Origin of the sequence: uncultured Capnocytophaga sp., assembly GCF_963525585.1 — a bacterium.
Lineage (GTDB): Bacteria > Bacteroidota > Bacteroidia > Flavobacteriales > Flavobacteriaceae > Capnocytophaga.
Window position 1 is genome coordinate 51,024 of record NZ_CAURLX010000006.1, and the last position, 25,021, is coordinate 76,044.

A 25,021-nucleotide genomic window follows, 5' to 3' on the forward strand; every position below is an offset into this window, starting at 1 on the left:
TGAGTTTATAGCTCTCCACAACTAAAGCTGTAAAACTAACAGTTAGATTTATAACTTTTGATAGTCGATGTTATGAAGCTAATTATTTGTTTTTTGGCTTACTAACGTTCAACTCTCTGTTTTTAAGTAGGAAATAGGTGGTTTCGTAAGCGGATATACATTCTTTCATTAGCTTTCCATCAGGTTGAGCTACTTTGAGCTGTTGGTAAAAAATAGGAAGCTCTACCTTAGGTTGTTCAGCCTCTGGAACTATTTTATATTGTATCTGCTCACGCAAAGGCTTGATAATGGAAAGAGTGTCAGGGGTAAGGTAGCCCAGCTCTCGGTAGGTAGCTATATAGGCACGCGGTTGATAGAGCCAATTGAAAATATCCTTACCTAAGAATTTGCTCTTATAAGAAAAGTTCAAGAGTCCCATTACGGTAGGCATCACGTCTATTTGAGAAGCGAGCTTATCTATCTGTTTGGATTTTAAGAAGTCAGCATAGATAAGGCAGGGAATACGATACCTATCCAAGGGCAATTCGGTACGCCCAGCACTCGAAGCGCAGTGGTCGGCAACAATCACAAACACCGTATCCTTAAACCACGACTCTTTTTTAGCCAACTCAAAGAACAGCTTGAGTGCATAGTCAGTATATTTTACCCCACCTTGGCGCGATTTAGCCGTACCAGGGATATCAATGCGACCTTCTGGATAGGTAAAAGGACGGTGATTGCTCACGGTCATCCAGTGGTTAAAGAACGGTTTGCCTGTTTTTGCTTGGGCATTCATCTCCTTAATGGCTTTGCGCGCCATATCCTCATCACTTACCCCCCAGATGTTGGCAAAGGTAATCTCTTCAGGGGTAAAGTTGTCCCTATCTACAATATCATAGCCATTGCCTGCGAAGAAGTCCTTCATATTGTCAAAATAGCTATACCCCCCATAGAGGTATTTGACACTATACCCTTTGGACTTGAAGACACTCCCCGTGGTGAATTTGTCCTTGTTATCCTTCCGCTTTACGATACTCTCACCAGGGGTAGGAGGCACACAAAGGGTCAGAGCCTCCAAACCTCGTACAGTACGGTTGCCCGTAGCGTATAAGTTGGTCAGGAAAATACTCTTTTGCGCTAAGCTATCAAGGAAAGGAGTGATGCCCTCAGTATTGCCATAAGCGGCCATATATTCGGCCGAAAGACTCTCTACCGAGATAAGCACCACATTCTTATGTTGTTCGTCATCTTCTCCTTCTACAGAATAAGGGAGTTTTTTAACAGAAATATAGTCTCGTACGCCACAGCTGGGTACAGGGGGCTTTCCCATCAGTGTCTTAAAATGTTTTAAAAAGGTGGTTCTTGCCTCCTCTTCGGGTAGGGTAGGGTAGAACTGGAAGAAATCCAACTCGCTATGGGTGAAAGCATAATAGAACTTATACACCCCATTGGCACGTATCTCTTGAACGAATACATTGTTGGACTTAATCTCGTCAAACTTAGGGGTAGCCCACAAGCTCAAGAGGAACAATGTCACATAGCCCCCCAAGAACAAGCCTTTTTCTTTAAGGTTAGGGATGGTCTCAAGGGTAGATTTTGTTTTTTTATAGAGGAAAATAGTCAGAGCAAGTACTACGACAAATACTCCTGAGAAGAGCGGTACTACAGGGTAGCTCTCCATAATATTTCCGATAACCTCCGTAGTGTAGATCAGGTAATCCACCGCTATAAAGTTGTACCGTATCCCGAACTCATTCCAGAAGAAATATTCGCTAACAGCATTCATCACTATAGCAAAGGTATAGATAAATAAAGTAATGAAATAGAGTACATTACGCACTTGCTTGCACCACTTACCCGCAAAGAGCATCGCAGCAAAGCAAAGGGTCTTTGCCCCAAAGAAGTACAAGGCGATTTCCTCTACCGAACCTCCATATTGGTAGAATATATTATTAGGTACAAACTGTATATAGCCCAAGAGCAAAAGCATTGCCCCAAGGATAATATAGCCATAGGGCTTTTGGTACTTCACATTGGCGATAAAAAGGAAGTAAAGCACCAAGATACTAAGGGCTAAGCAGATGATAAACACATCGTTAAGGCTACCCACCAAGAGCATTCCCAAGACCTGCCATATAGAAAAAGAGGTTGTGGTAATGGGGTGTCCCATAAAAATGATTCTCAGCACTAAAGAAATAATAATATACAACCCACCTACATAAAGGAAAGGTTTTAGTCTGTTCAAAAGCTGATTCATACAAATATAATTTATTTGGCAAAGATACAACAAACAAATGAGATAGCACGGTCATTTTGGAAATAATTCTTATTTTTGCCCCACCAAATAGTCTGCAGATGCTTATCGTTGAAAATCTATCTTATACTTATACCGATACTAAGGTACTTGACAGTATTCACTTCTCCCTTTCCCCAGGGGAAGTACTCTCCATAGTGGGCGCAAGTGGTTCGGGCAAGTCGACCTTGCTCAAGGCTATCTATGGCTTATTTGACCTTGAGCAAGGTAAGATTTCTTGGAGAGGGACAGCAGTCTTAGGCCCTTCGCACAATCTGGTGCCTGGTTTTGCTAAGATGAAGTACTTAGCGCAGGATTTCGGCCTGATGCCTTATATGACAGTGGAGGAAAATGTAGGAAAATTCCTTTCTAACTTGGATTTGCCTAAGAAGCGAGCTCGTGTAGCTGAGCTTTTGGAGATGACTCTGATGCAAGACTATGCTAAAGTAAAACCTCTTTTCCTTAGTGGAGGGCAGAAACAGCGTGTAGGCTTGGCACAAACCCTTGCACAGGCACCTGAGGTGTTGCTCTTGGATGAGCCTTTTAGCCAGACGGATAGCTTTCTTAAGAATCGCATCCGTCAGAATCTTTTTGCTTTCCTTAAGGAGCATAAAATCACAGCTCTTATAGCCACTCACGAGAGCCAAGAGGCACTTGGGTTCTCGGATAGGATTATGATTATAAAGGACGGCAAGCAATTGCTGATAGACACTCCTGAAAGGGTTTATTACTCACAGAATGAGTATATAGCCACCCTCTTTGATGTAGTCAATAGACTACAAGAAGAAACAGGAGAAGAACGCCTGTACTACCCTCATCAAATACATATCGTAGCTCAATCTCCTTGGCAAGCAGAGGTAGAAAGTTGTTTTTTTCAAGGAGGATATTATTTGGTTATCTGTCGGGTTAATAAGCAACTTATCTACATAAAAACCACAGAAAAAATAGAAAAAGGAAAAAAAGTTTTTCTAAAAGTAGAAAAATAGAAAAAAAGTTGTATATTTGCACCAGATAAAACAACAACTTATGACAGCATTTTTCAGAGAAATCAAGTATTTTTTTGAGGAAATAGCCTTTGCTCCTTATGATTATCTAAGGAATTTGGAACTTTCCTCTTGGTGGGGAGCCAACACCCCTACGTGGATAATGATCGTTATTCTTTCCTGTCTATTATTTTATTGGGTAGGCCAGTTGCTAAAATTCGCTAAAGAGGGAACAGAACGTACAGATGTAACTTCTCATTCTTTTTTTAAGAATTAAAAAATATTTTTACACAGATATGGCGGCTCGGTAGCACATCGAGTCGCCTTTTCATTAAAAGAGATAGGTGTTTTTGGTATATCGTTGGTTTTTAGATGGTTATAAAATTTGTTTGTTTTTTTACCATAAAAAAAATATAAAAAGCAATGCTATATTGAAAAAAAAACGTAAAATTGTATTCTACAAAAAATATTCTAAAAATGAGAACTAAAATCTATTATGTGTGGCTATTTTTGATAGCTATCCCTTTGAATCTGAGTGCTCAAGGTAAGTCTATTACACTTGAGGATATTTGGGTAGATTATGCTTTCTATCCTAAAGGAATGACCAACCTTTCAGCACTGAAGAATACGAATGAATACACAGTGCTTAATTATGATTATACAAATCTTAACTATACAATTGATTTGTATAACTTTGCTACCTTAGAGAAAGAAAAAACGCTTTTTGATACTAAAAAATTCCCTGAAATTAAGCGTATTAATAGTTATACTTTCAATAAACAAGAAGATAAAATCCTGATTGCAACCAACAAAGAAGCTATTTTCAGACACTCTTTCTCAGCTGATTTTTATGTTTTTGACTTAAAAAAACAAGAATTAGCAAAGCTTACAGATAAGAAAATCCAAGAGCCTCTGTTCTCACCTCAAGGAGATAAAGTAGCTTATGTGTATAAAAATAATATCTATATATATGATACTCAATCTAAAAAAGAACAACAAGTGACCTTTGATGGAGAGAAAAATAAAATTATCAATGGGACTAGTGATTGGGTGTATGAGGAAGAATTTGCTATAGTGAGAACCTTTGATTGGAATGCAGACGGCACACAGCTTGCCTATATCCGTTTTGATGAAAGTCAAGTACCTGAATTCTCAATGGATATATATAAAACTTCTCTCTATCCCACACAGGATACTTTCAAATATCCTAAGGCAGGAGAAAAGAATTCGGTTGTTAGTCTCCATCTTTATGATGTAAAGGCTCAGAAAGCGACACAGATTCCTTTGGAGGCTTATTACATTCCTCGCCTACAATGGACAAAAGAAGCCAATATACTTAGTGTTCAAACACTCAATAGACATCAGAATGATTTTAATATTATCTTTGTAGATGCTCTTACAAAACAATTCAAATCCGTATATCACGAAGTAGATAAGGCATATGTAAGTATTACCAATGATCTTACTTTCTTGGAAGATAATAGTTTTATTATATCCTCTGAAAAAAATGGAAATAACCATCTTTATCATTATGATAAAAACGGAAAGCTTCTTAAGCAAATCACTCAAGGTAAATGGGAAGTAACAGAGTATTATGGTTATAACCCTAAAACTAAGCAAATTTTCTATCAGTCTACAGAACCAGGTTCTATTAATAGAGGAATTTATAGCATAGCTCTTTCAGGAAAGAATAAAAAGGCATTAGCAACAGAGGAGGGAACTAATGAAGCTACTTTTAGTCCTGATTTCTCATTGTTTATTAACGAATATTCAAGTGCTCAGAAGCCTAATTTTTATACATTAAATGATAGTAAAACAGGGAAGGTAGTTAAGGAAATTCTTAATAATAAAGAGCTAGAACAACGAGTAAGCCAATATCATATAGGTAAGAAAGAATTCTTTGAGCTTACCACAAAGAATGGTAACAAGCTTAATGCTTGGATGATAAAACCAGCAAACTTTGATGAAAATAAGAAATATCCTTTGTTTATGTGTCAGTACTCAGGGCCAGGTTCTCAACAAGTAAGTAACACTTGGTCAGGTTTTGATACATTCTGGTATCATATGCTTGCACAGAAAGGATATATTATACTTTGTGTAGATGGACGTGGTACAGGCTATAAAGGAGCTGATTTTAAGAAATGTACTTACAAACAGTTGGGTAAGTATGAGCTAGAAGACCAAATAGAAGCTGCCACTATTGTAGGTAATTATAAATATATTGATAAAGACCGTATTGGAATTTGGGGATGGAGCTTTGGAGGATTTATGGCTTCAAACTGTATTCTAAGAGGAGAGGTGTTCAAAATGTCAATAGCTGTAGCACCAGTGACTAATTGGCGTTTTTATGATACAGTTTATACAGAACGTTATATGCAAACACCTCAAGAGAATCCTGAAGGCTATGATAATAATTCGCCTCTTACTTATGCCAAAAACCTAAACAAAAAATTTCTCTTAGTACACGGAACTGCTGATGATAATGTGCATGTACAAAACTCTATGCGTTTGATAGAATCCTTAGTACAATATAATAAGACTTTTGATTGGGCTATTTACCCAGATAAAAATCATGGTATCTATGGAGGAAACACTCGCCGTCATTTGTATGAGAAACTCACTAACTTTGTTTTGAATAATTTATAATTTAATTTAGATAAGATAATGAATACAGAAAAAAAAGGACATCCAGCGGGGCTCTATCTTGTATTTTTTACAGGGATGTGGGAACGCTTCAGTTACTATGCGATGCGTGGTATTTTAGTTCTCTACCTAACAGCCTCTTGGCTCAATGGAGGGCTTGGCTATGAAAAAGGATTTAGTACTATTGTCTATGGCTTGGCTACAGGTCTTTGTTATTTTACCCCACTTTTCGGAGGGTGGCTCTCTGATAGCTATTTAGGACAGCGTAAGTCCATTGTTATAGGAGGGTTTATTATGGTAGTAGCTCAGTTTGTTCTCTTTGCTCCTGAGTTATTTACCTCTGTAGCTCCTAATCTATCGCCTGAAGATATTGAATTTAATCAATTAATAGGTCGTATAGGTCTTTTTACTGGACTTTTCTTATTGATTATTGGAAATGGTTTCTTTAAGCCTAATATTTCTTCCATAGTGGGTGATTTGTATGAACCAGGGGATAAGCGATTGGATTCAGCTTTCTCTATTTTCTATATGGGGATCAACTTAGGCGCAGTAATAGCACCCCTTATTGTAGGACTTTTGGCAGATAATATATTTGCTACCTCTTTCAAAGATGCTAATGGAGTGGAGCAGATCACTCATGGCTATCGTTATGGCTTTTTAGCTGCTGCTGTAGGAGTTCTTATAGGACAACTTTTGTTTGTGTTTTTCAGTAATAAATATTTGGGAAATATAGGTATAGCACCTAAAGGAGGTGCTACAAAGGCAGTTGAATCTGTAAAAGAAGAAGTGAAAGGACCTCTTACTCGAGAAGAAAAAGAGCGTATAGCTGTAATTTTTATCTTCTTCTTCTTTGCTGTATTCTTTTTTGCAGGTATGGAACAAGCAGGAGCTTCTTTTAACCTTTATGCTAACGAATATATAGATAGGAAGGTATTCGGATTTGAAGTGCCTACTCCTTGGCTACAAATGGTTAATCCTTTCTTTGTCATTATCTTAGCACCTGTATTTGCTTATTTTTGGAATACTCGATTGGGACAAGCACTGAATACCCCTCTGAAAATGGGACTCGCACTGATTATACTTGGTGTTGGCTTTTGGTTTATGCTCATTGCTGGTTTCCAAAGAGGCGCTACTTGGGGCGGAGGGCTTAGCATCATAGATAATCCTGATGGTATGGTCAAAGCAAGTATAATTTGGATGATTCTTACGTATTTCCTACATACTATAGGGGAGCTCTCCCTTTCTGTAGTAGGACTCTCTATCGTAACCAAGCTCTCTCCTGCGCGTTTTGCGTCCTTATTTATGGGAGTATGGATTATGGCATCGGCTTTTGCTTTGATTCTTGCAGGACTGATTTCCTCTTATGTAGAGGAATTGGGAGCAAGTACAGTATTTGCCTCTATCTCCATCTTTGTAATGGTTTTGGGTATTCTTATGGTTTCTCTTAATAAAGTAATAGAGAGAATGATGCATGGAATTCGATAAGAATTAAAAAATATTTCCCAAGAATGAAAAATAAGGATTCTAAATCTTTGTTTTTCATTCTTTGCTATTCTATATAATATATAAATATGATAAATCCACATTGTATAAAATAAACATTCATTATAGTTTAATGGGAATTTATATTAAAAATAAGGCTATCTTAAAAGAATAGAACTTTCAATATAGTAATAATTTTCACTACTATTCTCTTAAAAAAATACAATTGTTAATAACTTTTGTTTGTTTAAATAATTGATATACAGTGTGATATAATATTTTTCTGTAAAAGAACTGTTTTATAAAAATAAAAAATTTGTATAATCGTTTGTTTTTATTGTATCTTTGCACAGTCATAAATGGAAAAAATATGTTAAAAAAAGGAATGCAATCTGTATTATTGGGGTTCATAGCTTTACTTTCCCACAAAGTAGAGGCTCAGCAGGACTCACAATATACGCAGTATATGTACAATACAATGATGATTAACCCTGCTTATGCAGGATCACGTGGGGGAACAAGTATATTTGGGCTTTATCGTAACCAATGGGTAGGCTTAGATGGAGCTCCTAAAACGGCTACCTTGAGCTTTCATACACCTTTTGAAGAGAAGCATATAGGATTAGGAGCCTCTATTTTTCACGAGAGTATAGGACCTCAGTCCACTAATGTGGTGGATGTAGATTTTTCCTATAGTTTGGAATTTGAAGAATCTAAATTAGCTTTTGGATTGAAGTTAGCAGGAGCTTTCTATAATTTTGATAGGAATAAACTTTCATTGTTGTATCCTAGCGATCATGCTTTCGAAGGGAAAGAGAATACTTTCTTGCCTAATATAGGAGCTGGTGTATTTTACTATGGAGAAAAATATTATGTAGGGTTCTCTGTACCTTATTTATTAGATACTAAGACTTTCTCTAAGACAGATGAGCGAAAAATCTCTGATATTAATGAGAAACAACACTATAACTTAATGGGTGGGTATGTATTCGACCTTTCAGATAATACAAAGTTCAAGCCTGCAGCTCTTGTGAAATTAGTACAAGGAAGTCCTCTTCAGTTTGACCTTTCAGGGAACTTTATGTTCAATGAGCGCTTCGTAGTTGGGGCAGCTTGGCGTTGGAGTGCAGCAGTAAGCTTGATGGCAGGTTTCCAGATAGATAGGAATTGGTTTGTTGGATATGCCTATGATTATGAAACAACTGACCTGAGAAAGTATAATTCAGGTTCTCACGAGATATTCTTACGTTATGAATTCTACAGAGATCTTAAGAAAATTATCTCTCCTCGTTTCTTCTAATTTTAAAATATAAATATTGTACGGAATAAAATTAAACAAAATGATAAAGAAATTAACAACTATTTTTCTTCTTTTTCTCTCAGTATCTTGTGTTTTTGCTCAAGAAGATAAAGATAAACTAAAGAAAGAAAATGAAAGTAAAATAAAAAAGGCCAATGACTTATATAGTAAGTATGCCTATGTAGATGCTATCAAGATATATGAACGTATAGCTTCCCAAGGTTATGTAGATCAAACAATACTGGAGAACTTAGGGAATTCCTACTATTTCAATGCAGATTATACTACAGCTCTAAAATGGTATGATCAACTTTTCGAAAATGCAAAGAAGGAGCCAGAAAACTATAAGATCACGCCTGAATATTACTATCGTTATGGGCAGACACTGAAGTCTGTAGAGCGTTATGAAGATGCTCAAAAGGTGTTGGATCAGTTTGTTAAAATTACAGGACAGGGGGATCTTCGTGCAAAGAAGTTAGAAGAACATACTGATTACTTACAGACAATTAAAGATAATTCAGGAAGATTGACTCTGAAACCAGTAGATATTAATACTGAATATTCAGAGTATGGAACTGCTTTCTTTGGGAAAGGAGAGGTTGTTTATACAGCTAGCCGTAAGCCAAAATCTTCAAGAGGAACTTCTAATTGGACAGGAGAAGGATATTATGATCTTTATAAAGGAGATTTTTCAGAAGGGAATCTTACTAAAGAACAGGACTTTTCTCCAGTGTTGAATTCACTTTTGAATGAATCTAGCCCTGTATTTACCAGAAGTTTGGATACAATCTACTTCACTCGTAATTATCAGGTACCTCAGAGTAAAGAGGAAAAAAGGAAGAAAGCAGAGGAAAAAGTACTACTTGAAATTTATCGCTCTGTAAGAAATGGGCTTAATTGGTCTGAACCCGTTCGTCTTCCTTTTAATGTTACAGGTTATAGTGTAGCACATCCAGCACTTTCTCCTGATGGAAAATATCTTTATTTCGCAGCAGATATCAATGGAACTCATGGAAAATCTGATATTTTCAGAGTTCGTGTAAATCATAAGAAAGGAACTTATGGAAAGCCTGAAAATCTGGGAGAACTTATCAATACAGAAGGAAGAGAAACCTTCCCATTTATTTCTAGTGAAAATGTTCTTTTCTTTGCTTCAGATGGACTTCCAGGGTTAGGAGGTTTGGATATTTTTGCTGTAAAAATAGAAGCAGATGGTTCTTTAAAAAGATTACAGAATATAGGACGTCCAGGGAACACTCCTGATGATGACTTCGCTTTTATCCTTGATGAACAAAGAAGTGTAGGATTCCTCTCTTCAAATCGTCCAGGAGGAAAAGGAAAAGATGATATTTATTACTTTATACAAAACAGACCTCTAGACTTTGATTGTAAAAAAACTATTAAAGGTATTGTTAAGGATATTGATACCAAGGAAGTTCTCGCAAATGTAACTCTTACTCTTTCTGATAGCAATCAAAAGGAAATTAGTAAAATTGAGAATAAATCTAATGGGGATTATGACTTTGGAGCTAAAACAATTAATTGTGATGATACTTTTGTTTTCCTTCGAGCACAACGTGAAAACTATGCTGTGGTAGAAGAACAAGTAAGTGTCCGTGAAAAAGGGAATGTTATTGAAAAAGAAATCCTTATGAAAACTACTAAGAAACCTCTCAAAAAAGGAGATGACTTAGCTAAGATTTTCCAAATTAAGGAAATCAAGTTTGATCTTGGTAAGTATAATATTCGACCTGATGCGGCTGCAGAATTGGCTAAGATTGTTGAAGCTATGAAGGATCATCCTACAATGAAGATATCTATCCGCTCTCATACAGATAGTCGTGGTTCAGACAAATCTAACTTGATTCTTTCAGATAAACGTGCTAAATCAACTATGGAATGGATCGTAAGCCAGGGAATAGCTAAGAATAGATTGACTGCTAAAGGATATGGAGAAACTCGATTGGTGAACCACTGTAAGAATGGAGTTCCTTGTACAGAAGAAGAACATCAACAAAACAGACGAAGTGAGTTTATCATTACACAAATGTAAAATTTTTTCATAGTTTATATTTTTTTACAGCGATAAGTACTATGCTTATCGCTGTTTTTTTCAGGAAAAAAATGATAAAAAACTTGATACTAAGTATAAATTTTATAATTTTGTACTTTCTACCAAGCAAGGACTTGTTGTTTTAGTTCTTATAGAAAATAATGTAAATAAACTAAAGAAATATGGATATATTATTTATGCAAAGAATACTACTTTATTCTATCGTAATGTTTTTATCTTTAGAGAGTTATGGTCAATATACTGATATTATTAACTCTAATAAACCAGGTAGGTCTATGGGGGCTTATTCGGTAGGTAAAAAAGTGGCACATCTGGAGACAGATATTATCTATGAGACTAATAAGCACGAAGCACTGGGCTTGTCTCAGGATAATATCGGGTTAAACTATATGGTTCGCTATGGAGTATGGCGAGATCAGTTTGAGATAGTAGGTGATGGTACTTTTCTTTACAGTAATCGTTCTACAGATGGAATCTCTAAAGGAAAAATGGGGTTTCAACGTAATACTTTTGGGGTGAAATACCTCTTCTACGACCCAGTTTTTGTTAGTAAGGTGAATGTATATAGCTGGAAGGCTAATGCCGAATTTAAATGGAAAAAAATGATTCCTGCCATTTCTTTGTATGCGGGGATAAATGTATGGGAACAGAATCGCTACCTCTATGAAGTAATGAATGAGAAGTATAATGTTTTCACTCCTAAAGCAATTATTGCTCTGCAGAGTCATCCTCTTGATGAAGTAGCGTTGGTATTGAACTTTGTTGGAAATAATATGGCTTCTATTCACGCTCAGTATAGTTATATTCTTAGCCTTACTCATAATTTGTATGATGATAGATGGAGTATATTTGTTGAGAATGAGGGTATTACAAGTGATTATTATAAGGATTCATTAATTCGACTTGGAGCATCCTATCTTATTAATGAAGATTTTCAAATAAATGCCTCAATAGGGGCTAGCTGGAAGACAACTCCTACTCGCTATTTTGGTGGAATTGGTCTCTCTTACCGTTTCTATGATAGACATAAAGATATTGAATATATAGAGAAGATGAAAGCTAGAGATAAGCAAAATAAAGAAGATGCACAATTATTCGGATTCTAATTACTTATCTACAATAGTGAAGAATACGAGGATTTGTAATAGATTTGTTATCAAATAATTATGTAGGTTATTAACAAGAATTCCTATTTTGTTAATTAAAAATATTTCTGGATAAAGGTTGCAATTTAAGAAAAAACATCGTAGCTTTGCACAATATTATTACCTAATTAAATTTCAAGAGTATGATTTTAGATGAGTTCAAAAAATATGCGGAACAAATGGGAGCGCAACTCTCTGGAATCCTTTCGGTTAGCTTTATAGGAACAGAACATGGGGAAGTCCTTTTTAATAGGTCTTTCAGTGGTTTGGACTATACAGCTACAGCCAAATTTGAAGCTGAAATTGCTAAAAATGCCCTTCAAGAAATCAAATATATTGATAATATTCATGAAGATTCTCTTAGGGAAATTACGATTTCTAACAAAAAGCAGATTCATATCATCTATGTATCTAAGGATTTTGATTACTTAATTCATATCATTACAGATGCCAATAAGATCAATTATGGTATTCTTAGTATTATCCATAAGCAATGTTATGAACAAATGACCAAAGTCGTTACTTTTGATGAGGTACAAACAGAACTTTATACCAAAGAGCCTACTGAAGCTCCTAAGAAAGAGAGTCATTTTAGAAAATTATTCTTTAGTTAGTAATAAATAAGAGATGGAACAGTTTTTAAATGAGTATGTAGAACAACTTTTTTCTAATATAGGAGGGGCCATCTCAGTCTCATTAGTAAGTACTCTGGATGGTTCTATTTTAGCTTATAAAGCGCGTCCAGGAGTAGATAATCGTTTGGCTAGCTCCTATCAGGTAGAAATTTTCCGTAATGCAGTTCTTTCTTTTGAAAATACAGAGGGATTGGAGGATAAGAGTGTGGATGATGTTTGCCTTGTATATGAAGGACAAACACACTTAATAGGTCTGCTACAAAGTAAGAAAATTCTTGATCATATCATCCTTGATGATACAGCTAATATAGGCTTAGCAAAACTCCTTATTCGAAAAATTCGATCAGAAGCAGAAAATAAATCTTTCTAATAAACCTAAAAATCATACTTTAGTTAGTATAACTTACCGAAATAATTATAGATTTTGGTAAGTTATTTTTACTTTGAATAGAATGAAAAAAATAATTATTGCCATAGATGGATATTCTTCTACAGGGAAGAGTACAATAGCTAAGCGTGTAGCCAATACCTTACAATATGTGTATATAGATACAGGAGCTATGTATAGAGCGGTTACTTTTTTAGCTCTTAAGCGAGGATTTATTTCGGAAGGAAAACAGACTTTAACTATTGATAAAGATAGTCTTCTGATAGCTCTCAAGCAAAGTATAATCCGTTTTGAACATAATTCAGAATTGGGAGTTTCTGAAATCTACTTAAATGGGCAAAATATAGAGAAAGAGATACGAGGCTTGTCTGTAGCAAGCTATGTAAGTGAAGTAGCAAAAATTCCAGAAATACGTGCTTATTTGGTGGCTTTGCAACGTGAAATGGGACGAGAGAAAGGAGTAGTTATGGATGGGCGTGATATAGGTACTGTAGTATTCCCTGAGGCTGAACTTAAGATATTTATGACAGCTTCTGAGGAGATTCGAGCTCAACGGCGATTCTTGGAACTTCAACAAAAAGGAGAAGTAACTACTTATGAAGAGGTATTACAGAACATACAGAAGAGGGATTATGAGGATACACATAGGAAAGAGTCCCCTCTTCAAAAGGCTCTAGAAGCAATAGAAATAGATAATTCTTCCACTACAATAGAGGAGGTGGTACAAAAGATTGTTTCTTTAGTTAGAGATAAAAAATAAGGGTTTTTTACACCCCTTTTTCGTTTAAATATTGTTGCAGACTTACCAAATCAGCAAAGAGCACTTCTCTGGCTTTGCTTCCCTTAAAAGGTCCCACTACACCAAGTACCTCTAACTGGTCAATGATACGTCCAGCACGGTTATATCCTAGTTCTAACTTTCTCTGTAACAAGGAAGTAGATCCTTGCTGGGCACTAACAAGAATTTCAGCGGCTTCTCTCAGTAGAGGGTCTTTTTTGCTCATATCTACTTCGGGAGTTTCTACATCATTTTCTCCAACATATTCTGGTAGTAGGAAGGCATCTGGATATCCTTTTTGAGCGCCAATAAAGTCAGCTATACGTTCTACCTCAGGGGTATCTACAAAAGCACATTGGATACGGATGAGTTCATTTCCTTGTGTATAGAGCATATCTCCACGACCAATGAGTTGTTGAGCTCCAGGTCCATCTAAAATGGTTTTAGAGTCAATAGCTGAAGATACTTTAAAAGCAATACGAGCAGGGAAATTTGCCTTAATAAGTCCTGTAATTACATTTACTGAAGGACGCTGGGTAGCCACAATCAGGTGAATTCCTACCGCACGGGCTAGCTGAGCTAAGCGAGCAATAGGAAGCTCTACTTCTTTTCCAGCGGTCATAATAAGGTCGGCAAACTCATCAACTACAAGAACGATATAAGGTAAGAACTGATGCCCGTTATTGGGGTTAAGTTGCCTTGCTTTGAACTTCGCATTATATTCCTTGATGTTACGAACAAAAGCACTTTTGAGTAATTCATATCTGTTATCCATCTCTATACAGAGGGAATTAAGGGTATTGACTACCTTAGAAGTATCTGTGATAATGGCTTCTTCGCTATCAGGTAGTTTAGCCAAATAATGACGTTCTATCTTGTTATAGAGAGTAAGTTCTACTTTTTTAGGGTCTACCATAACAAACTTTACCTCAGCAGGATGTTTTTTGTAGAGAAGAGAGGTAAGCACCGCATTGAGCCCTACTGATTTTCCTTGTCCAGTAGCTCCAGCCATTAGTAAGTGAGGCATTTTAGCAAGATCGACCACAAATGTTTCATTACTAATAGTTTTTCCAAAGGCAATGGGTAATTCCATTTCTGCCTTTTGAAAATTGGCAGAACTGATTACCGAACGCATAGGTACTACAGTAGCCTTTTTATTCGGCACCTCTATCCCAACAGTTCCTTTACCAGGAATAGGAGCAATAATACGGATTCCAAGAGCTGCCAAGGAAAGAGCGATGTCGTCTTGTAAAGTTTTGATTTTATTTACACGTACTCCAGCAGCAGGAACAATTTCATATAAAGTAACTGTAGGTCCTATCACAGCCGTGATACGTGAAATATCTATTTTGTAATCACGGAGGGTTTGGATAATAGTATTCTTGTTTTCCTCTAATTCTTCATCATTTCTTACTAATCCTGTATCTTTGTATTCCTTGAGAAGATCAAGAGGAGGAAATTGGAAGGATTTAAGTTCTAAAGTAGGATCAAATTCACCAAAATCCTCGACCAACCTGCGCGCAACTTCATCAGGGGCTACCGTTTCTTCTTCTTTAATTTCTACTTTGAATTCTTGTTCCTCTTCTTTGGAGGTTTCTTCTTCCTCTTCTTTTTCGGGGTGAAGTAGAGGAATATCTTTTTTATGTGTATAGATGTCAAGTTCTTTCTCTTCCTTTTCCTCTTCTTTAGAGGAAATTACTACAAATTCTTCTTCTCCTAGGGAGGAATCTTCCTGTTCTTGAACTTGAGTTATAGTTCCTATGATGTTTTGAGCATTTTTTTGAGGTTTTCTGAGAGAAATTTTACCGTTTTTTATCCATAGAGCCATTGTTTTCAGGCTATCTTGAACTTTTTCAGGAGTAAGACGGAGCTTTCCTACTAGGTACAAGCAGAAAATCATCAATAGTAAAAGGGTTGTTCCAAGGGTGCCTATATAATCTCTCAAATAGGCATTGATTTCATACCCACCAATACCACTTAGGATAGTAGCATCAGAGGAGAAAAAGCCTAAGCAAACAGAGATAAATAACATCCAGAGGATTCCCCAGAACCATTTGTTAAGCATCTTTGCTTTCAGAGAAAGTAAGAGTTTGAGCCCAGTAAGAGCCAATAGGGCTAAAGGGATAAAGGTTCCGATCCCAAAGCCTCGGTATATAAAAAGGTTCCCCAGATAGGCTCCTATTTTGTTAAAAATATTCTCAGGTTGTGCATTTCTATCAGCAAATTCTGCTAACACACTCTGATCTGCCTGCCAACTAAAGATAAAAGAAATAAAAGTAGCACAGAGAGCTACGCAAATGAATAAAATAATAATCCCTGCAGATACTTTCCGCTGGGGCGTCAGATCTGTTTTTTGATTTTTTTCTTTTTTAGAAGATTTATCGGACTTGGTCTTCGCCATTATCAATAGATTTAGTATTCAAAAGTGCCATATTCGCTTTTTATAGTAAGTCGTTTTCTATCCGAAGTCCCTACTTCTCCTATCACTTGAGCAGCTACACCAAACGATTCTGAAATAGCTATGATATCAGTGGCAATCTTTTCAGGTACATAAAGCTCCATACGGTGCCCACAATTGAACACTTGGTACATCTCCTTCCAATTGGTTTTAGATTCCTCTTGAATGAGTTGGAAGAGAGGAGGCACAGGGAAAAGGTTGTCTTTAACAATATGCAGATTGTCTATAAAGTGCAATATTTTTGTCTGTCCACCACCACTGCAATGTACCATTCCGCATATTTGAGTATTGTCGTAATGTCTTAGTACCTCTTTGATAATGGGAGCATAGGTACGGGTAGGGGAGAGGATAAGTTTTCCTGCATCCAGCGGACTGTTAGCTACCTTATCAGTCAGTTGTTTGGTGCCGGCATACACGAGTTCGTCAGGGGTTGAGGGGTCAAAACTCTCAGGAAAACGATAAGCTAATTCCTTTACAAATACATCGTGGCGCGCCGAGGTGAGCCCATTGCTACCCATACCGCCATTGTATTCCTTTTCATAAGTTGCCTGCCCATACGAAGCTAAGCCGACAATCACATTTCCAGGTTTAATATTCGCATTGTCAATCACATCTCTACGATCCATACGTGCTATGACAGTAGAATCTACAATAATAGTACGCACCAAGTCACCTACATCGGCTGTTTCTCCCCCTGTGGAATGGATGTGTATTCCAAAAGTTTCCAATTCTGCAATGAGCTCTTCTGTACCATTGATAATAGCAGAAATCACCTCTTGAGGAATGAGATTTTTATTGCGCCCTATGGTAGAGGAAAGCATATAATGGTCTACAGCTCCTACACATATCAGGTCGTCTATATTCATAATCAGTGCATCTTGGGCGATGCCCTTCCACACACTTAAATCACCTGTAGCCTTCCAATACATATATGCCAGAGCTGACTTGGTACCTGCTCCATCGGCGTGCATTACAAGGCAATAGAGTTCATCATCTGTAAGATAGTCGGGCACTATTTTACAGAAGGCTTTAGGAAACAGACCTTTATCTATATTTTTGATAGCATTATGTACATCTTCTTTGGTGGCAGAGACACCACGCATCGTATATCGGTTATCCATTTTAGGGTAATTTTTCTAGATTTTTTTGGGGAGTCAAAGGTAATAAAAAATGTTCATATAGCAAGTAAAAAAGTTATTTTTTAACGAACCATATATAACTTATTATTTACTAAAAGAAGCTTGTAATGCAACTTACGATTACTGTAGAGTTCAAAATCTTGATAGACTTCCATCATCTCTTCCTCATTCTTAAGATAGGTAGTATGGCTATCTTTGAATGTATTTCGATCATAATACCAGCCTGTTTCCTTTAGAGGGAAGCTCACCCCATTTACTACCAAGTTCCAGTATAAGTCCTTCTCATTAGCTGATATGTATTTTGGATGAATACATTCTCTGGTAAGGAGTTCTTTTTTATAAATGGGATGCTTTTTAAGGTTTTTTAGAGGATTTACAGGCTTTCCTTTGGCAATGGTATCATCTCTGTAAAGGTCAAAAAAATCATATGAATATTCAATAGGCAAATAGAAATAAGCCCATTTTCCTCCTTGAGCAAAGAATACTTTTCCTCTATAATCTTCTATATTTAGGCTGTCACTGGCATCTGGGAGGCGATTTACCCCCTCTATAGTATAATAATCAGCTCTTTTTCTTATATCTTCGAAGAAATTAACACGTTGGATACTGTCCCAATGGTAGGATTCTTTTAGAAAAGGAATAGATTTAGGAATAGTATCTCCATCTATAGCCCAAGATAGGCTGTAGTTATTGTATTTGTTGATGAAAAAATTTCCTAAAAAAAATCCTTCCTTTTTATCTTCCTCTTCCTTTGTTTTTAACATAAAATTATCTATAAATTTTCCGTTAGGACTATACTTTCGGAAGGTATGATATTCCCCATTATAATAGATAAGCTCATTATTTTTATTAAAGAAGATAATTTCTTTATCGGCAAATCTTTCATCAAGATTAACCTTTTCGATAGAGACTCCTTTTATTTGTAATGGTTCTTCTCCTAAGGTTTTATAATGCTTATATACTTTGGGTAGAGTAGCTTCACTATACCAATTATCATAAGCAAAGGTAATATCTCTCCAAAAAACACTAAGAAGCACAATGCCAATAATTCCCAATAATATTAATAGTCCTACTCTTGCCCAACGATAAAAAAAAGCATAGAAGATAAAGAGACAAGTCATCACAAATCCAGCAAAAGCGCCTATTCCAAACAAAATAAAAAGACTCAAAAGGTCAGGATCAGCAATAAAATATATAAGGCTACAGAGCAAAAGAAACCCAATGGTACCACCGAGGAAAGTAAAGACTTTTTTATAAGGAGGTTTGTTTTCCATAGAATTAAGAATCAAAAAATTTTGAGAGCAAAAGTATAACAAATTTGTAGAAAAAACAAGTAATCCACCTTTCTTATAGAGAAATAGAACTTTAGGAGATATTAGAGATAAAATTTAACATTTAAAAACGTTAAAAATAAATAAATAATTGTACATTTGCCCTGTTTTAAAATGTATCAGAATGTCCTTAACCCTAATAGCTGCTTTGGATTTGAATAATGGTATAGGAAAGCATAACCAATTATTATGGCATCTTCCAGATGATTTTGCGCATTTCAAGCAGAAAACAGTAGGACATACAGTGATTATGGGAAGAAAAACCTTTGAATCACTACCTAAAATGCTTCCTAACCGCACTCATATTATTCTTTCTCGAGAAAAATCATTCCAAAAAGAAGGATGTATAGTCGTCTCTTCTATTGAGGAAGCAATAAAGGAGGCTCATAAGCAAGATCAGAGTCCTTTTGTAATAGGTGGAGGAGAAGTATATCACTTAGCAATGCCTTATGCTACCATATTAGAGCTGACTCGTGTACAAGTAATACTTCCTGCAGATACTTTTTTCCCTATAATAGATACAGCGGAATGGGAACTAGTACAACAATCATATCATCCTAAGGATCAGAAGCATTGTTACGAATTTTATTTTGAAACTTATATAAAAAAATAATTATAAGATGAAGCAGTTTTTTTTATTTCTTTTAAGTATCTCTGTGTCAAATGTTTTTTCACAGATTCAAACTGAGAATATTACTTCTCAAAAGCTGGGAGATACTCGTAAGGTAACTGTGGTACTTCCTGAGAATTACAATAAAAAGGAACAATATCCCTTGTTGTTAGTTCTTGATGCCAATAGATTATTGGAACCTACAGTGAGTAGTGTACGTTATTTTTCACGTTTGGGTGAGGTACCTCCTTTTATAGTGGTAGGAGTATATAATACCGCAGACGATGTAACAATTCCAGTAGAAACGGGAGTCCCTTTCAATGATACTGCTAATTTTTTCGAGTTTATAGGGCAAGAACTCTTACCTAGAATGCAAAGTAAGTATTCCCTCAATGCTTTTCAGGCAATTATAGGAGAAGGAGAGTCAGGGAATTTTTTGAATTATTATCTGTTGAAGGAAAAATCTTTGTTCAACGCTTATATTTCCTTGAGTCCTAGTTTAGTAGAGAAAATATCAGAGCCTCTTACAGAGCAATTGGCTACTTTCAAGACTCCTATATTTTACTATTTGGCTTGGGCTGAGAATGATGACAACGCTAAGGTTCGTACTATCAAAGGATTGGATAAGCTCCTTAAGGGAAAAGAGCTAGCTAGTAGTTATTATTTTTCTAATACATTTTCAGGAGTTTCTCCTAGTGCTGTTCCTCCCTCAGGGATTCCAGAGGCTTTGAACTTGTTTTTTGAACAATATCGACCTATTTCTATGCGAGAATATGCCGAAAAAATACTCAGAGTGGAGAGTAACACAACTCAATATCTAGAAGATAAATATAAGACTATAAAGGACTTATATGGGATAGATAAAGCTCCTTTGTTGGAAGATGTGAAAGCTATCTATGCAGCGATTGTTAAGAAGGCCGATTTTGAATCACTTCCTATCCTAGCTAAGTATATCAAGCCTTATTACAAAGATACAGCCTTACCGGACTACTTAGAAGGGGATTATTATCTACGGACTCAAGATCCTAAAAAAGCATTTCGTTCTCTCCAACGAGCCTATGGATCCAAAGAGATTGATTTTGTGACTAAGGAGCTTATCAGCCAGACCTTAGAGAAGCTCCAGAGGGAGGCTCATGGAAAGCTCAAAGGCAAGAAAAGAGAGTTTCAGGCTCCCACTAGTACTCCTTCAGAGGGAGAAAATGTACAAGATACAAGCAATGAATCAAAGTAACTATCTGTATGTGAAATGGTTATTACTGTTTTTAAAATATTTGAAAATATATTTGGTACAAAGCTAAAAAAATTATACCTTTGCGCCTTGAATTAAATAAAATAATTTTATATGAATCATTACGAAACTGTTTTCATTTTGAATCCCGTTTTATCTGAAACACAGATAAAGGAAGCAGTTGAGAAATTTGAAAATTTCTTAACCTCAAAGGGAGCTGAAATGGTGGCAAAAGAGGATTGGGGCTTAAAGAAATTAGCCTATTCTATCCAGAACAAAAAGAGTGGGTTTTATCATTTATTTGAGTTCAAAGCTCCAGGAGAGATTATTGAGAGTTTTGAAGTAGAATTCCGTAGAGATGAGCGTGTGATGCGCTATCTTACTGTTAGGCTCGAGAAAGAAGCTATTGCATGGGCTGAAAAAAGAAGAGCAAAGTTAAACTCTAAAAAAGCTTAAAGAATGTCAATCGAACAACAAGCAAAAGGAAAAAGAGAGGCAGATATCAGATATCTTACTCCCCTAAATATTGATACTAATAAGAACAAAAAATATTGCCGTTTTAAAAAGTTAGGTATCAAGTATATTGATTACAAAGATCCCGATTTCTTATTGAAATTCATTAACGAACAAGGTAAATTATTACCTCGCCGTATTACAGGTACTTCTTTAAAGTTTCAACGAAAAATAGCAGTAGCCGTTAAGAGAGCTCGTCACTTAGCCTTATTGCCATACGTAGCGGATTTGTTAAAATAATTAAACTTCGGAATCAATGGAAATTATACTTAAGAATGATGTCCCTAACTTAGGTTTTAAGGACGATGTAGTAACCGTGAAGAACGGATATGGGCGTAATTATCTTATTCCACAAGGGCTTGCCATTCTTGCTACTCCTTCAGCTAAGAAGGTGCTAGCTGAGAACTTAAAGCAAAGAGCTTTCAAGGAAAAGAAAATTATTGAAGATGCTAAAGCTGTAGCTAAAGCTATCCAACAATTAGAAATAAAAATCCTTGCTAAAGCAGGTGCAGGAAACAAACTATTCGGTTCTGTAAATCACGATGACCTTGCTCAGGAACTGCTTAAAGCAGGACACCAAGTAGATAAAAAATATATCTATATAGCAGGAGGAAACCTTAAGCAAACAGGTAAATATGAAGCCTCTATACGCTTACACAGAGAAGTGATTGTTTCACTTCCTTTTGAAGTAATTGCTGAAAATAAATAGGTTTATTCATAGATTTTGGATTTAAAATGTGAAACCATCTCCTACAAAGGAGGTGGTTTTTTAGTAAATTTCAAACAAAGAATATGTTTTTGTCTGTCTATCAAGATATATTGTCTATTTTATTTCCTAAGTATTGTATAGGGTGCCAGCAGATATGTTCTTCAAAGGAAAATTTCCTATGTCCTAGCTGTAGGCACGAGCTTAGGGAGACTTCTTTTCACCTACAGCCCGATAATCCTATGAAGGAAAAGTTCTGGGGGAGAATTCCCATAGAGCAAGCAATGGCTTTGCTTTATTACCAAAAGGGAGGTGTCACTCAAAAACTTATCCACGCTCTAAAGTATCAAGGGCAGGAACAAATAGGAAAGTGGTTAGGAGAATGGTATGCTCAGAGGTTATTAGCCTCAAATTCTTTACAAACAGTAGAAGTTGTTATTCCAGTGCCTTTACATCCTAAAAAGATGAAAAAAAGAGGGTACAATCAAGTAACCCTCTTTGGTAAGGCAATTGCTCAAGCCCTACAAGTACCCTTCTTAGAAGATGTTCTCCTGAAGCAGACTTATACCTCTTCACAGACAAAGAAACATTGGCTAGAACGTCAAGAGAGTCATTCAGAGCAACTGTTTCTTGCCAAGATAGCTCCTATACAGAACAAGCATATTCTTCTAGTAGATGATATTGTTACCACAGGAGCTACACTTACCCGTTGTGCTTCCTTGATTATCGAGAATGCCTCAGCTTCTGTTAGCTTGGCTTGTATGGCTTATAGTCTAAATGAGTAGTCTCTCTTACCTTAGCAGAATTTCCTTATAAGCAGTGTATGAATTTTCAATACTTTCTTTATGGCAAGCACTCAAATCTACTTTTGGAATAGGGAAGGAAGGAATCACTCTCCTAATCACTTCATCAAATTTTTTAGGGCTTGCTGTACTAAGCACTGTACCATACTGGATAGGAAGTAGGGATTTCTGTAAAGCCAAGTGTCCTACTGCCGAATGAGGGTCAAGGGTATAGTCCAAGGTATTGTGTATATAAGTAATCTCATCCAGAGTTTCTTGGTCTGAAATGACAGCTGAGCTAATCATCTTGCGGATAGCCTCAAGATTATGTCCAAATAGTTCCTGAATACGTACAAAATTACTAGGATCCCCTACATCCATAGCATTGGAAAGAGTGGCTACAGAAGGTTTGGCGTGATAATTTCCTGTTTGTAAGTAAATAGCAAAGGTGTCATTGGCATTGTTAGCTGCTACAAATTTGCTCACAGGAAGCCCCATTTTGTAGGCATATAAGCCAGCAGTAAGGTTACCAAAATTTCCACTGGGAACCGCCACAACCCAGTCCTTTCCTTCTAAGAGATTTTTCACCTGTTTGTAAGCAAAGAAGTAGTAAAGCATCTGGGGGAGAAAGCGTGCCACATTGATAGAGTTAGCACTGCTTAACACACGTTCCTTTTTGAGTGAGGTATCCGCAAGGGCTTGTTTTACAAGGGCTTGGCAATCGTCAAAAGTGCCATCTACCTCTACTGCTTGTATATTAGCCCCTAAGGAAGTCATTTGGTATTCTTGGAAAGGACTCACCTTTCCCTTGGGGAAGAGAATCACTACCCGCACACCTTCTACCTTGTAAAAGCCGTTGGCTACAGCACTTCCTGTATCTCCAGAGGTAGCTACTACCACTGTAGTAGGGTTATTCTTGTCAGAGAATTTGCCTAAACAGCGCGCCATAAAGCGTGCTCCTACGTCCTTGAAAGCCATCGTAGGTCCGCGAAATAGTTCCAATACAGAGGTATTGCTCAAGAGTTCCCTTACAGGTGTATCGAAGACAAATACCTCTTCTAAGGTTTTTTGAAGTTCTTCACGGGTAAAACTATCCGTTACGTATGGATAAAGCGCCTCTATAGCGATTTCTATATTGCTTTTTTGAGTGATTTCTTCAAAGAAAGAAGAGGGTAGGGAAGGTATATATTCAGGGACAAAAAGACCTTTTTCCTTTCCCAATCCCCTTAGGGTAGCTTCCTTAAAAGAGACGATCTCGTCCTTATAGTTGATGTTATAATAATTCATTATCTATTGATTTTCTTTTTATACAAAGATAGGATATTTTTATGATTAGCCTGCAAAATCGTCTAGCATATCCAGAGAAGGGACAAAGAAAAGAGTCCCTGTTTCGGCGGTACTAAAATCTAACAAACGGTCATAATTACCCACAGGATTTCCTATGAACATATTGGTGAGCATCTTTTCTACAGTGCTAAATGTGTTGGCATAGCAAATAAAGTAAGTTCCCATTTGGTGATTTATAGGGTCGTGGAAAGGCATATTATCTCTGACTACTTTCAGATCGTCTCCTACATTGGCAAGGGCAGAATGTGCATTGGAGGGCTTGGTATCCTCATCCATTTCTATATCCATCTCCTTACTACGACCTATGACTTTTTCTTGTTCACTTATAGGCAACGCACGCCAAGCATTCATATCGTGTATGTATTTCTGTACAAATAGGTAGCTTCCTCCTTGATAATCAGTGTCTTCATCTCCTACTACAGCAAACTGTTCTCTTTCCTCTCCTTGAGGATTCTCAGTGCCATCTACAAAGCCAATGATGGCACGCCCGTCCCAATATCTGAACCCTTGTACATTGACAATACAATCAGCTACAGAACGCAATACATCCTCAATGGTTGTGGCCATATCATAAGCCAAGCTTGGGTTATGCGCACGGATATGAAAATGTAGGTCGCCTTCGGTGGCTACTGCTGTATGCTTGCTGCCTTTGATAGGCTTAAAATCTTTGAGTTCTTTAGGGAGTGGTTTAGGTAAGCCTAAAGTAAGCCACCCGCTATGGCTAATACCAATAGTTACGCTTGCACGGGCTTCAGGGAAGCGATCGGCTACTGAGTTATTGAGGTTTCCTACCAAACCACATACCTTGGAGAAAGCAATCTTGAGCTGAGTTTTGTCCGCTTCTTTTTTGAATGTCCATACCAAGAATATGGTATTATTATTAGGCAAATCAGTTACCTTCTGATAATTCTTCATATTTTATCCAATATAAAACTCTAAATAACAGCGAATTATGTTATTTGTTTTAGTTTATCTTCGTCAGTGGCAAAGATAAGATATTTCTTTGGGCTTTGCAAAGAGTTTTTGTCCTTGTTTTAGAAAATAGCTTATATACTACGTATCAAATATAATAGGATATTTCCATTGATTTTCTTAAAAAGATATGTGATGCTATATCCCCCTATAACATCCTTTTCCATAAAGCTGATACTTTTATGTGAGATAATATAATTCTATTTTAAGCAATCCAAGAAAAATCTATCATAGT

At 36.5% G+C, this 25,021-nt stretch carries 22 protein-coding genes; 16 read left to right on the forward strand and 6 right to left on the reverse strand.

From position 1 onward, the window contains the following. Positions 1 to 82 precede the first annotated feature (82 nt). Positions 83 to 2,236 carry a sulfatase-like hydrolase/transferase gene (locus tag RYK20_RS02780; protein WP_314894336.1) on the reverse strand — a complete coding sequence of 718 codons (2,154 nt, stop codon included), beginning with the start codon at positions 2,234 to 2,236 and terminating at the stop codon, positions 83 to 85. 98 nt (positions 2,237 to 2,334) lie between these two features. On the opposite strand from RYK20_RS02780, the gene RYK20_RS02785 reads away from it, so the two are divergent. The 10 genes from RYK20_RS02785 to cmk all read left to right on the forward strand — a co-directional run bounded on the left by RYK20_RS02785 (position 2,335) and on the right by cmk (position 13,682). Further along, entirely contained in the window at positions 2,335 to 3,258 is a 924-nt protein-coding gene (locus tag RYK20_RS02785; protein WP_314894337.1) for an ATP-binding cassette domain-containing protein, read from the forward strand. Between the two features lie 40 nt (positions 3,259 to 3,298). Continuing rightward, positions 3,299 to 3,532, forward strand: coding sequence for a uracil phosphoribosyltransferase (locus RYK20_RS02790; protein WP_314894338.1), 234 nt, complete (start codon positions 3,299 to 3,301; stop codon positions 3,530 to 3,532). Between the two features lie 200 nt (positions 3,533 to 3,732). Further along, entirely contained in the window at positions 3,733 to 5,901 is a 2,169-nt protein-coding gene (locus RYK20_RS02795; RefSeq protein ID WP_314894339.1) for a S9 family peptidase, read from the forward strand. An 18-nt stretch (positions 5,902 to 5,919) separates the two neighbouring features. Further along, a complete protein-coding gene (locus tag RYK20_RS02800) occupies positions 5,920 to 7,383 on the forward strand; it encodes a peptide MFS transporter (protein ID WP_314894340.1) in 1,464 nt (487 codons plus the stop codon). Between the two features lie 382 nt (positions 7,384 to 7,765). Further along, positions 7,766 to 8,680 (forward strand): type IX secretion system membrane protein PorP/SprF, encoded by a 915-nt coding sequence (locus RYK20_RS02805; RefSeq protein WP_314894351.1) that lies wholly within the window; start codon positions 7,766 to 7,768, stop codon positions 8,678 to 8,680. 40 nt (positions 8,681 to 8,720) lie between these two features. Further along, entirely contained in the window at positions 8,721 to 10,733 is a 2,013-nt protein-coding gene (locus RYK20_RS02810; RefSeq protein WP_297981099.1) for an OmpA family protein, read from the forward strand. 182 nt (positions 10,734 to 10,915) lie between these two features. Next, complete coding sequence (locus RYK20_RS02815; protein WP_297981101.1) at positions 10,916 to 11,860, forward strand: transporter; 945 nt, start codon at positions 10,916 to 10,918, stop codon at positions 11,858 to 11,860. Positions 11,861 to 12,042: 182 nt separating this feature from the next. Next, positions 12,043 to 12,513, forward strand: a complete 471-nt coding sequence (locus tag RYK20_RS02820; protein ID WP_297981104.1) for a hypothetical protein — start codon at positions 12,043 to 12,045, stop codon at positions 12,511 to 12,513. 13 nt (positions 12,514 to 12,526) lie between these two features. Then, positions 12,527 to 12,904, forward strand: coding sequence for a hypothetical protein (locus RYK20_RS02825; RefSeq protein WP_297981106.1), 378 nt, complete (start codon positions 12,527 to 12,529; stop codon positions 12,902 to 12,904). Positions 12,905 to 12,986: 82 nt separating this feature from the next. Next, positions 12,987 to 13,682 carry a (d)CMP kinase gene (gene cmk, locus RYK20_RS02830; RefSeq protein ID WP_314894341.1) on the forward strand — a complete coding sequence of 232 codons (696 nt, stop codon included), beginning with the start codon at positions 12,987 to 12,989 and terminating at the stop codon, positions 13,680 to 13,682. Positions 13,683 to 13,689: 7 nt separating this feature from the next. Here cmk and RYK20_RS02835 read toward each other — a convergent pair whose 3' ends face one another. The 3 genes from RYK20_RS02835 to RYK20_RS02845 all read right to left on the reverse strand — a co-directional run bounded on the left by RYK20_RS02835 (position 13,690) and on the right by RYK20_RS02845 (position 18,571). Next, a complete protein-coding gene (locus RYK20_RS02835) occupies positions 13,690 to 16,101 on the reverse strand; it encodes a DNA translocase FtsK (protein ID WP_314894342.1) in 2,412 nt (803 codons plus the stop codon). 11 nt (positions 16,102 to 16,112) lie between these two features. Next, positions 16,113 to 17,279: an AIR synthase related protein gene (locus tag RYK20_RS02840; RefSeq protein ID WP_314894343.1), complete on the reverse strand. Its 1,167-nt coding sequence runs from the start codon at positions 17,277 to 17,279 to the stop codon at positions 16,113 to 16,115. Between the two features lie 80 nt (positions 17,280 to 17,359). Then, entirely contained in the window at positions 17,360 to 18,571 is a 1,212-nt protein-coding gene (locus RYK20_RS02845; protein ID WP_314894344.1) for a hypothetical protein, read from the reverse strand. Positions 18,572 to 18,752: 181 nt separating this feature from the next. On the opposite strand from RYK20_RS02845, the gene RYK20_RS02850 reads away from it, so the two are divergent. The 6 genes from RYK20_RS02850 to RYK20_RS02875 all read left to right on the forward strand — a co-directional run bounded on the left by RYK20_RS02850 (position 18,753) and on the right by RYK20_RS02875 (position 22,470). Further along, entirely contained in the window at positions 18,753 to 19,241 is a 489-nt protein-coding gene (locus RYK20_RS02850; RefSeq protein ID WP_314894345.1) for a dihydrofolate reductase, read from the forward strand. Positions 19,242 to 19,248: 7 nt separating this feature from the next. Beyond that, on the forward strand, positions 19,249 to 20,469 hold the full coding sequence (locus RYK20_RS02855) for an alpha/beta hydrolase-fold protein (protein WP_314894346.1): 1,221 nt from the start codon (positions 19,249 to 19,251) through the stop codon (positions 20,467 to 20,469). Positions 20,470 to 20,580: 111 nt separating this feature from the next. Further along, positions 20,581 to 20,922, forward strand: coding sequence for a 30S ribosomal protein S6 (rpsF, locus tag RYK20_RS02860; protein ID WP_297979350.1), 342 nt, complete (start codon positions 20,581 to 20,583; stop codon positions 20,920 to 20,922). Positions 20,923 to 20,925: 3 nt separating this feature from the next. Then, positions 20,926 to 21,219 carry a 30S ribosomal protein S18 gene (gene rpsR / locus RYK20_RS02865; protein WP_297979352.1) on the forward strand — a complete coding sequence of 98 codons (294 nt, stop codon included), beginning with the start codon at positions 20,926 to 20,928 and terminating at the stop codon, positions 21,217 to 21,219. A 16-nt stretch (positions 21,220 to 21,235) separates the two neighbouring features. After that, the gene (gene rplI / locus RYK20_RS02870; protein WP_297979354.1) at positions 21,236 to 21,688 is read left to right on the forward strand and encodes a 50S ribosomal protein L9; all 453 of its coding nucleotides are present in this window, start codon (positions 21,236 to 21,238) and stop codon (positions 21,686 to 21,688) included. A gap of 83 nt (positions 21,689 to 21,771) precedes the next feature. Then, on the forward strand, positions 21,772 to 22,470 hold the full coding sequence (locus tag RYK20_RS02875) for a phosphoribosyltransferase family protein (protein ID WP_314894347.1): 699 nt from the start codon (positions 21,772 to 21,774) through the stop codon (positions 22,468 to 22,470). A gap of 6 nt (positions 22,471 to 22,476) precedes the next feature. Here RYK20_RS02875 and thrC read toward each other — a convergent pair whose 3' ends face one another. Both thrC and RYK20_RS02885 read right to left on the reverse strand, forming a co-directional pair. Further along, a complete protein-coding gene (gene thrC / locus RYK20_RS02880) occupies positions 22,477 to 23,754 on the reverse strand; it encodes a threonine synthase (protein ID WP_314894348.1) in 1,278 nt (425 codons plus the stop codon). 45 nt (positions 23,755 to 23,799) lie between these two features. Beyond that, positions 23,800 to 24,729, reverse strand: coding sequence for a Dyp-type peroxidase (locus tag RYK20_RS02885; RefSeq protein WP_314894349.1), 930 nt, complete (start codon positions 24,727 to 24,729; stop codon positions 23,800 to 23,802). Positions 24,730 to 25,021 lie beyond the last annotated feature (292 nt).

Coding starts and splice junctions, on each gene's coding strand:
- rpsF (WP_297979350.1), top strand. CDS start 20,581: ATGAATCATTACGAAACTGTTTTCATTTTGAATCCCGTTTTATCTGAA.
- RYK20_RS02825 (WP_297981106.1), top strand. CDS start 12,527: ATGGAACAGTTTTTAAATGAGTATGTAGAACAACTTTTTTCTAATATA.
- RYK20_RS02780 (WP_314894336.1), bottom strand. CDS start 2,236: ATGAATCAGCTTTTGAACAGACTAAAACCTTTCCTTTATGTAGGTGGG.
- RYK20_RS02795 (WP_314894339.1), top strand. CDS start 3,733: ATGAGAACTAAAATCTATTATGTGTGGCTATTTTTGATAGCTATCCCT.
- thrC (WP_314894348.1), bottom strand. CDS start 23,754: ATGAATTATTATAACATCAACTATAAGGACGAGATCGTCTCTTTTAAG.
- RYK20_RS02845 (WP_314894344.1), bottom strand. CDS start 18,571: ATGGAAAACAAACCTCCTTATAAAAAAGTCTTTACTTTCCTCGGTGGT.
- rplI (WP_297979354.1), top strand. CDS start 21,236: ATGGAAATTATACTTAAGAATGATGTCCCTAACTTAGGTTTTAAGGAC.
- RYK20_RS02805 (WP_314894351.1), top strand. CDS start 7,766: ATGCAATCTGTATTATTGGGGTTCATAGCTTTACTTTCCCACAAAGTA.
- RYK20_RS02875 (WP_314894347.1), top strand. CDS start 21,772: ATGTTTTTGTCTGTCTATCAAGATATATTGTCTATTTTATTTCCTAAG.
- cmk (WP_314894341.1), top strand. CDS start 12,987: ATGAAAAAAATAATTATTGCCATAGATGGATATTCTTCTACAGGGAAG.
- RYK20_RS02810 (WP_297981099.1), top strand. CDS start 8,721: ATGATAAAGAAATTAACAACTATTTTTCTTCTTTTTCTCTCAGTATCT.
- RYK20_RS02835 (WP_314894342.1), bottom strand. CDS start 16,101: ATGGCGAAGACCAAGTCCGATAAATCTTCTAAAAAAGAAAAAAATCAA.
- RYK20_RS02850 (WP_314894345.1), top strand. CDS start 18,753: ATGTCCTTAACCCTAATAGCTGCTTTGGATTTGAATAATGGTATAGGA.
- RYK20_RS02815 (WP_297981101.1), top strand. CDS start 10,916: ATGGATATATTATTTATGCAAAGAATACTACTTTATTCTATCGTAATG.
- RYK20_RS02785 (WP_314894337.1), top strand. CDS start 2,335: ATGCTTATCGTTGAAAATCTATCTTATACTTATACCGATACTAAGGTA.
- RYK20_RS02790 (WP_314894338.1), top strand. CDS start 3,299: ATGACAGCATTTTTCAGAGAAATCAAGTATTTTTTTGAGGAAATAGCC.
- RYK20_RS02840 (WP_314894343.1), bottom strand. CDS start 17,279: ATGGATAACCGATATACGATGCGTGGTGTCTCTGCCACCAAAGAAGAT.
- RYK20_RS02855 (WP_314894346.1), top strand. CDS start 19,249: ATGAAGCAGTTTTTTTTATTTCTTTTAAGTATCTCTGTGTCAAATGTT.
- rpsR (WP_297979352.1), top strand. CDS start 20,926: ATGTCAATCGAACAACAAGCAAAAGGAAAAAGAGAGGCAGATATCAGA.
- RYK20_RS02885 (WP_314894349.1), bottom strand. CDS start 24,729: ATGAAGAATTATCAGAAGGTAACTGATTTGCCTAATAATAATACCATA.
- RYK20_RS02800 (WP_314894340.1), top strand. CDS start 5,920: ATGAATACAGAAAAAAAAGGACATCCAGCGGGGCTCTATCTTGTATTT.
- RYK20_RS02820 (WP_297981104.1), top strand. CDS start 12,043: ATGATTTTAGATGAGTTCAAAAAATATGCGGAACAAATGGGAGCGCAA.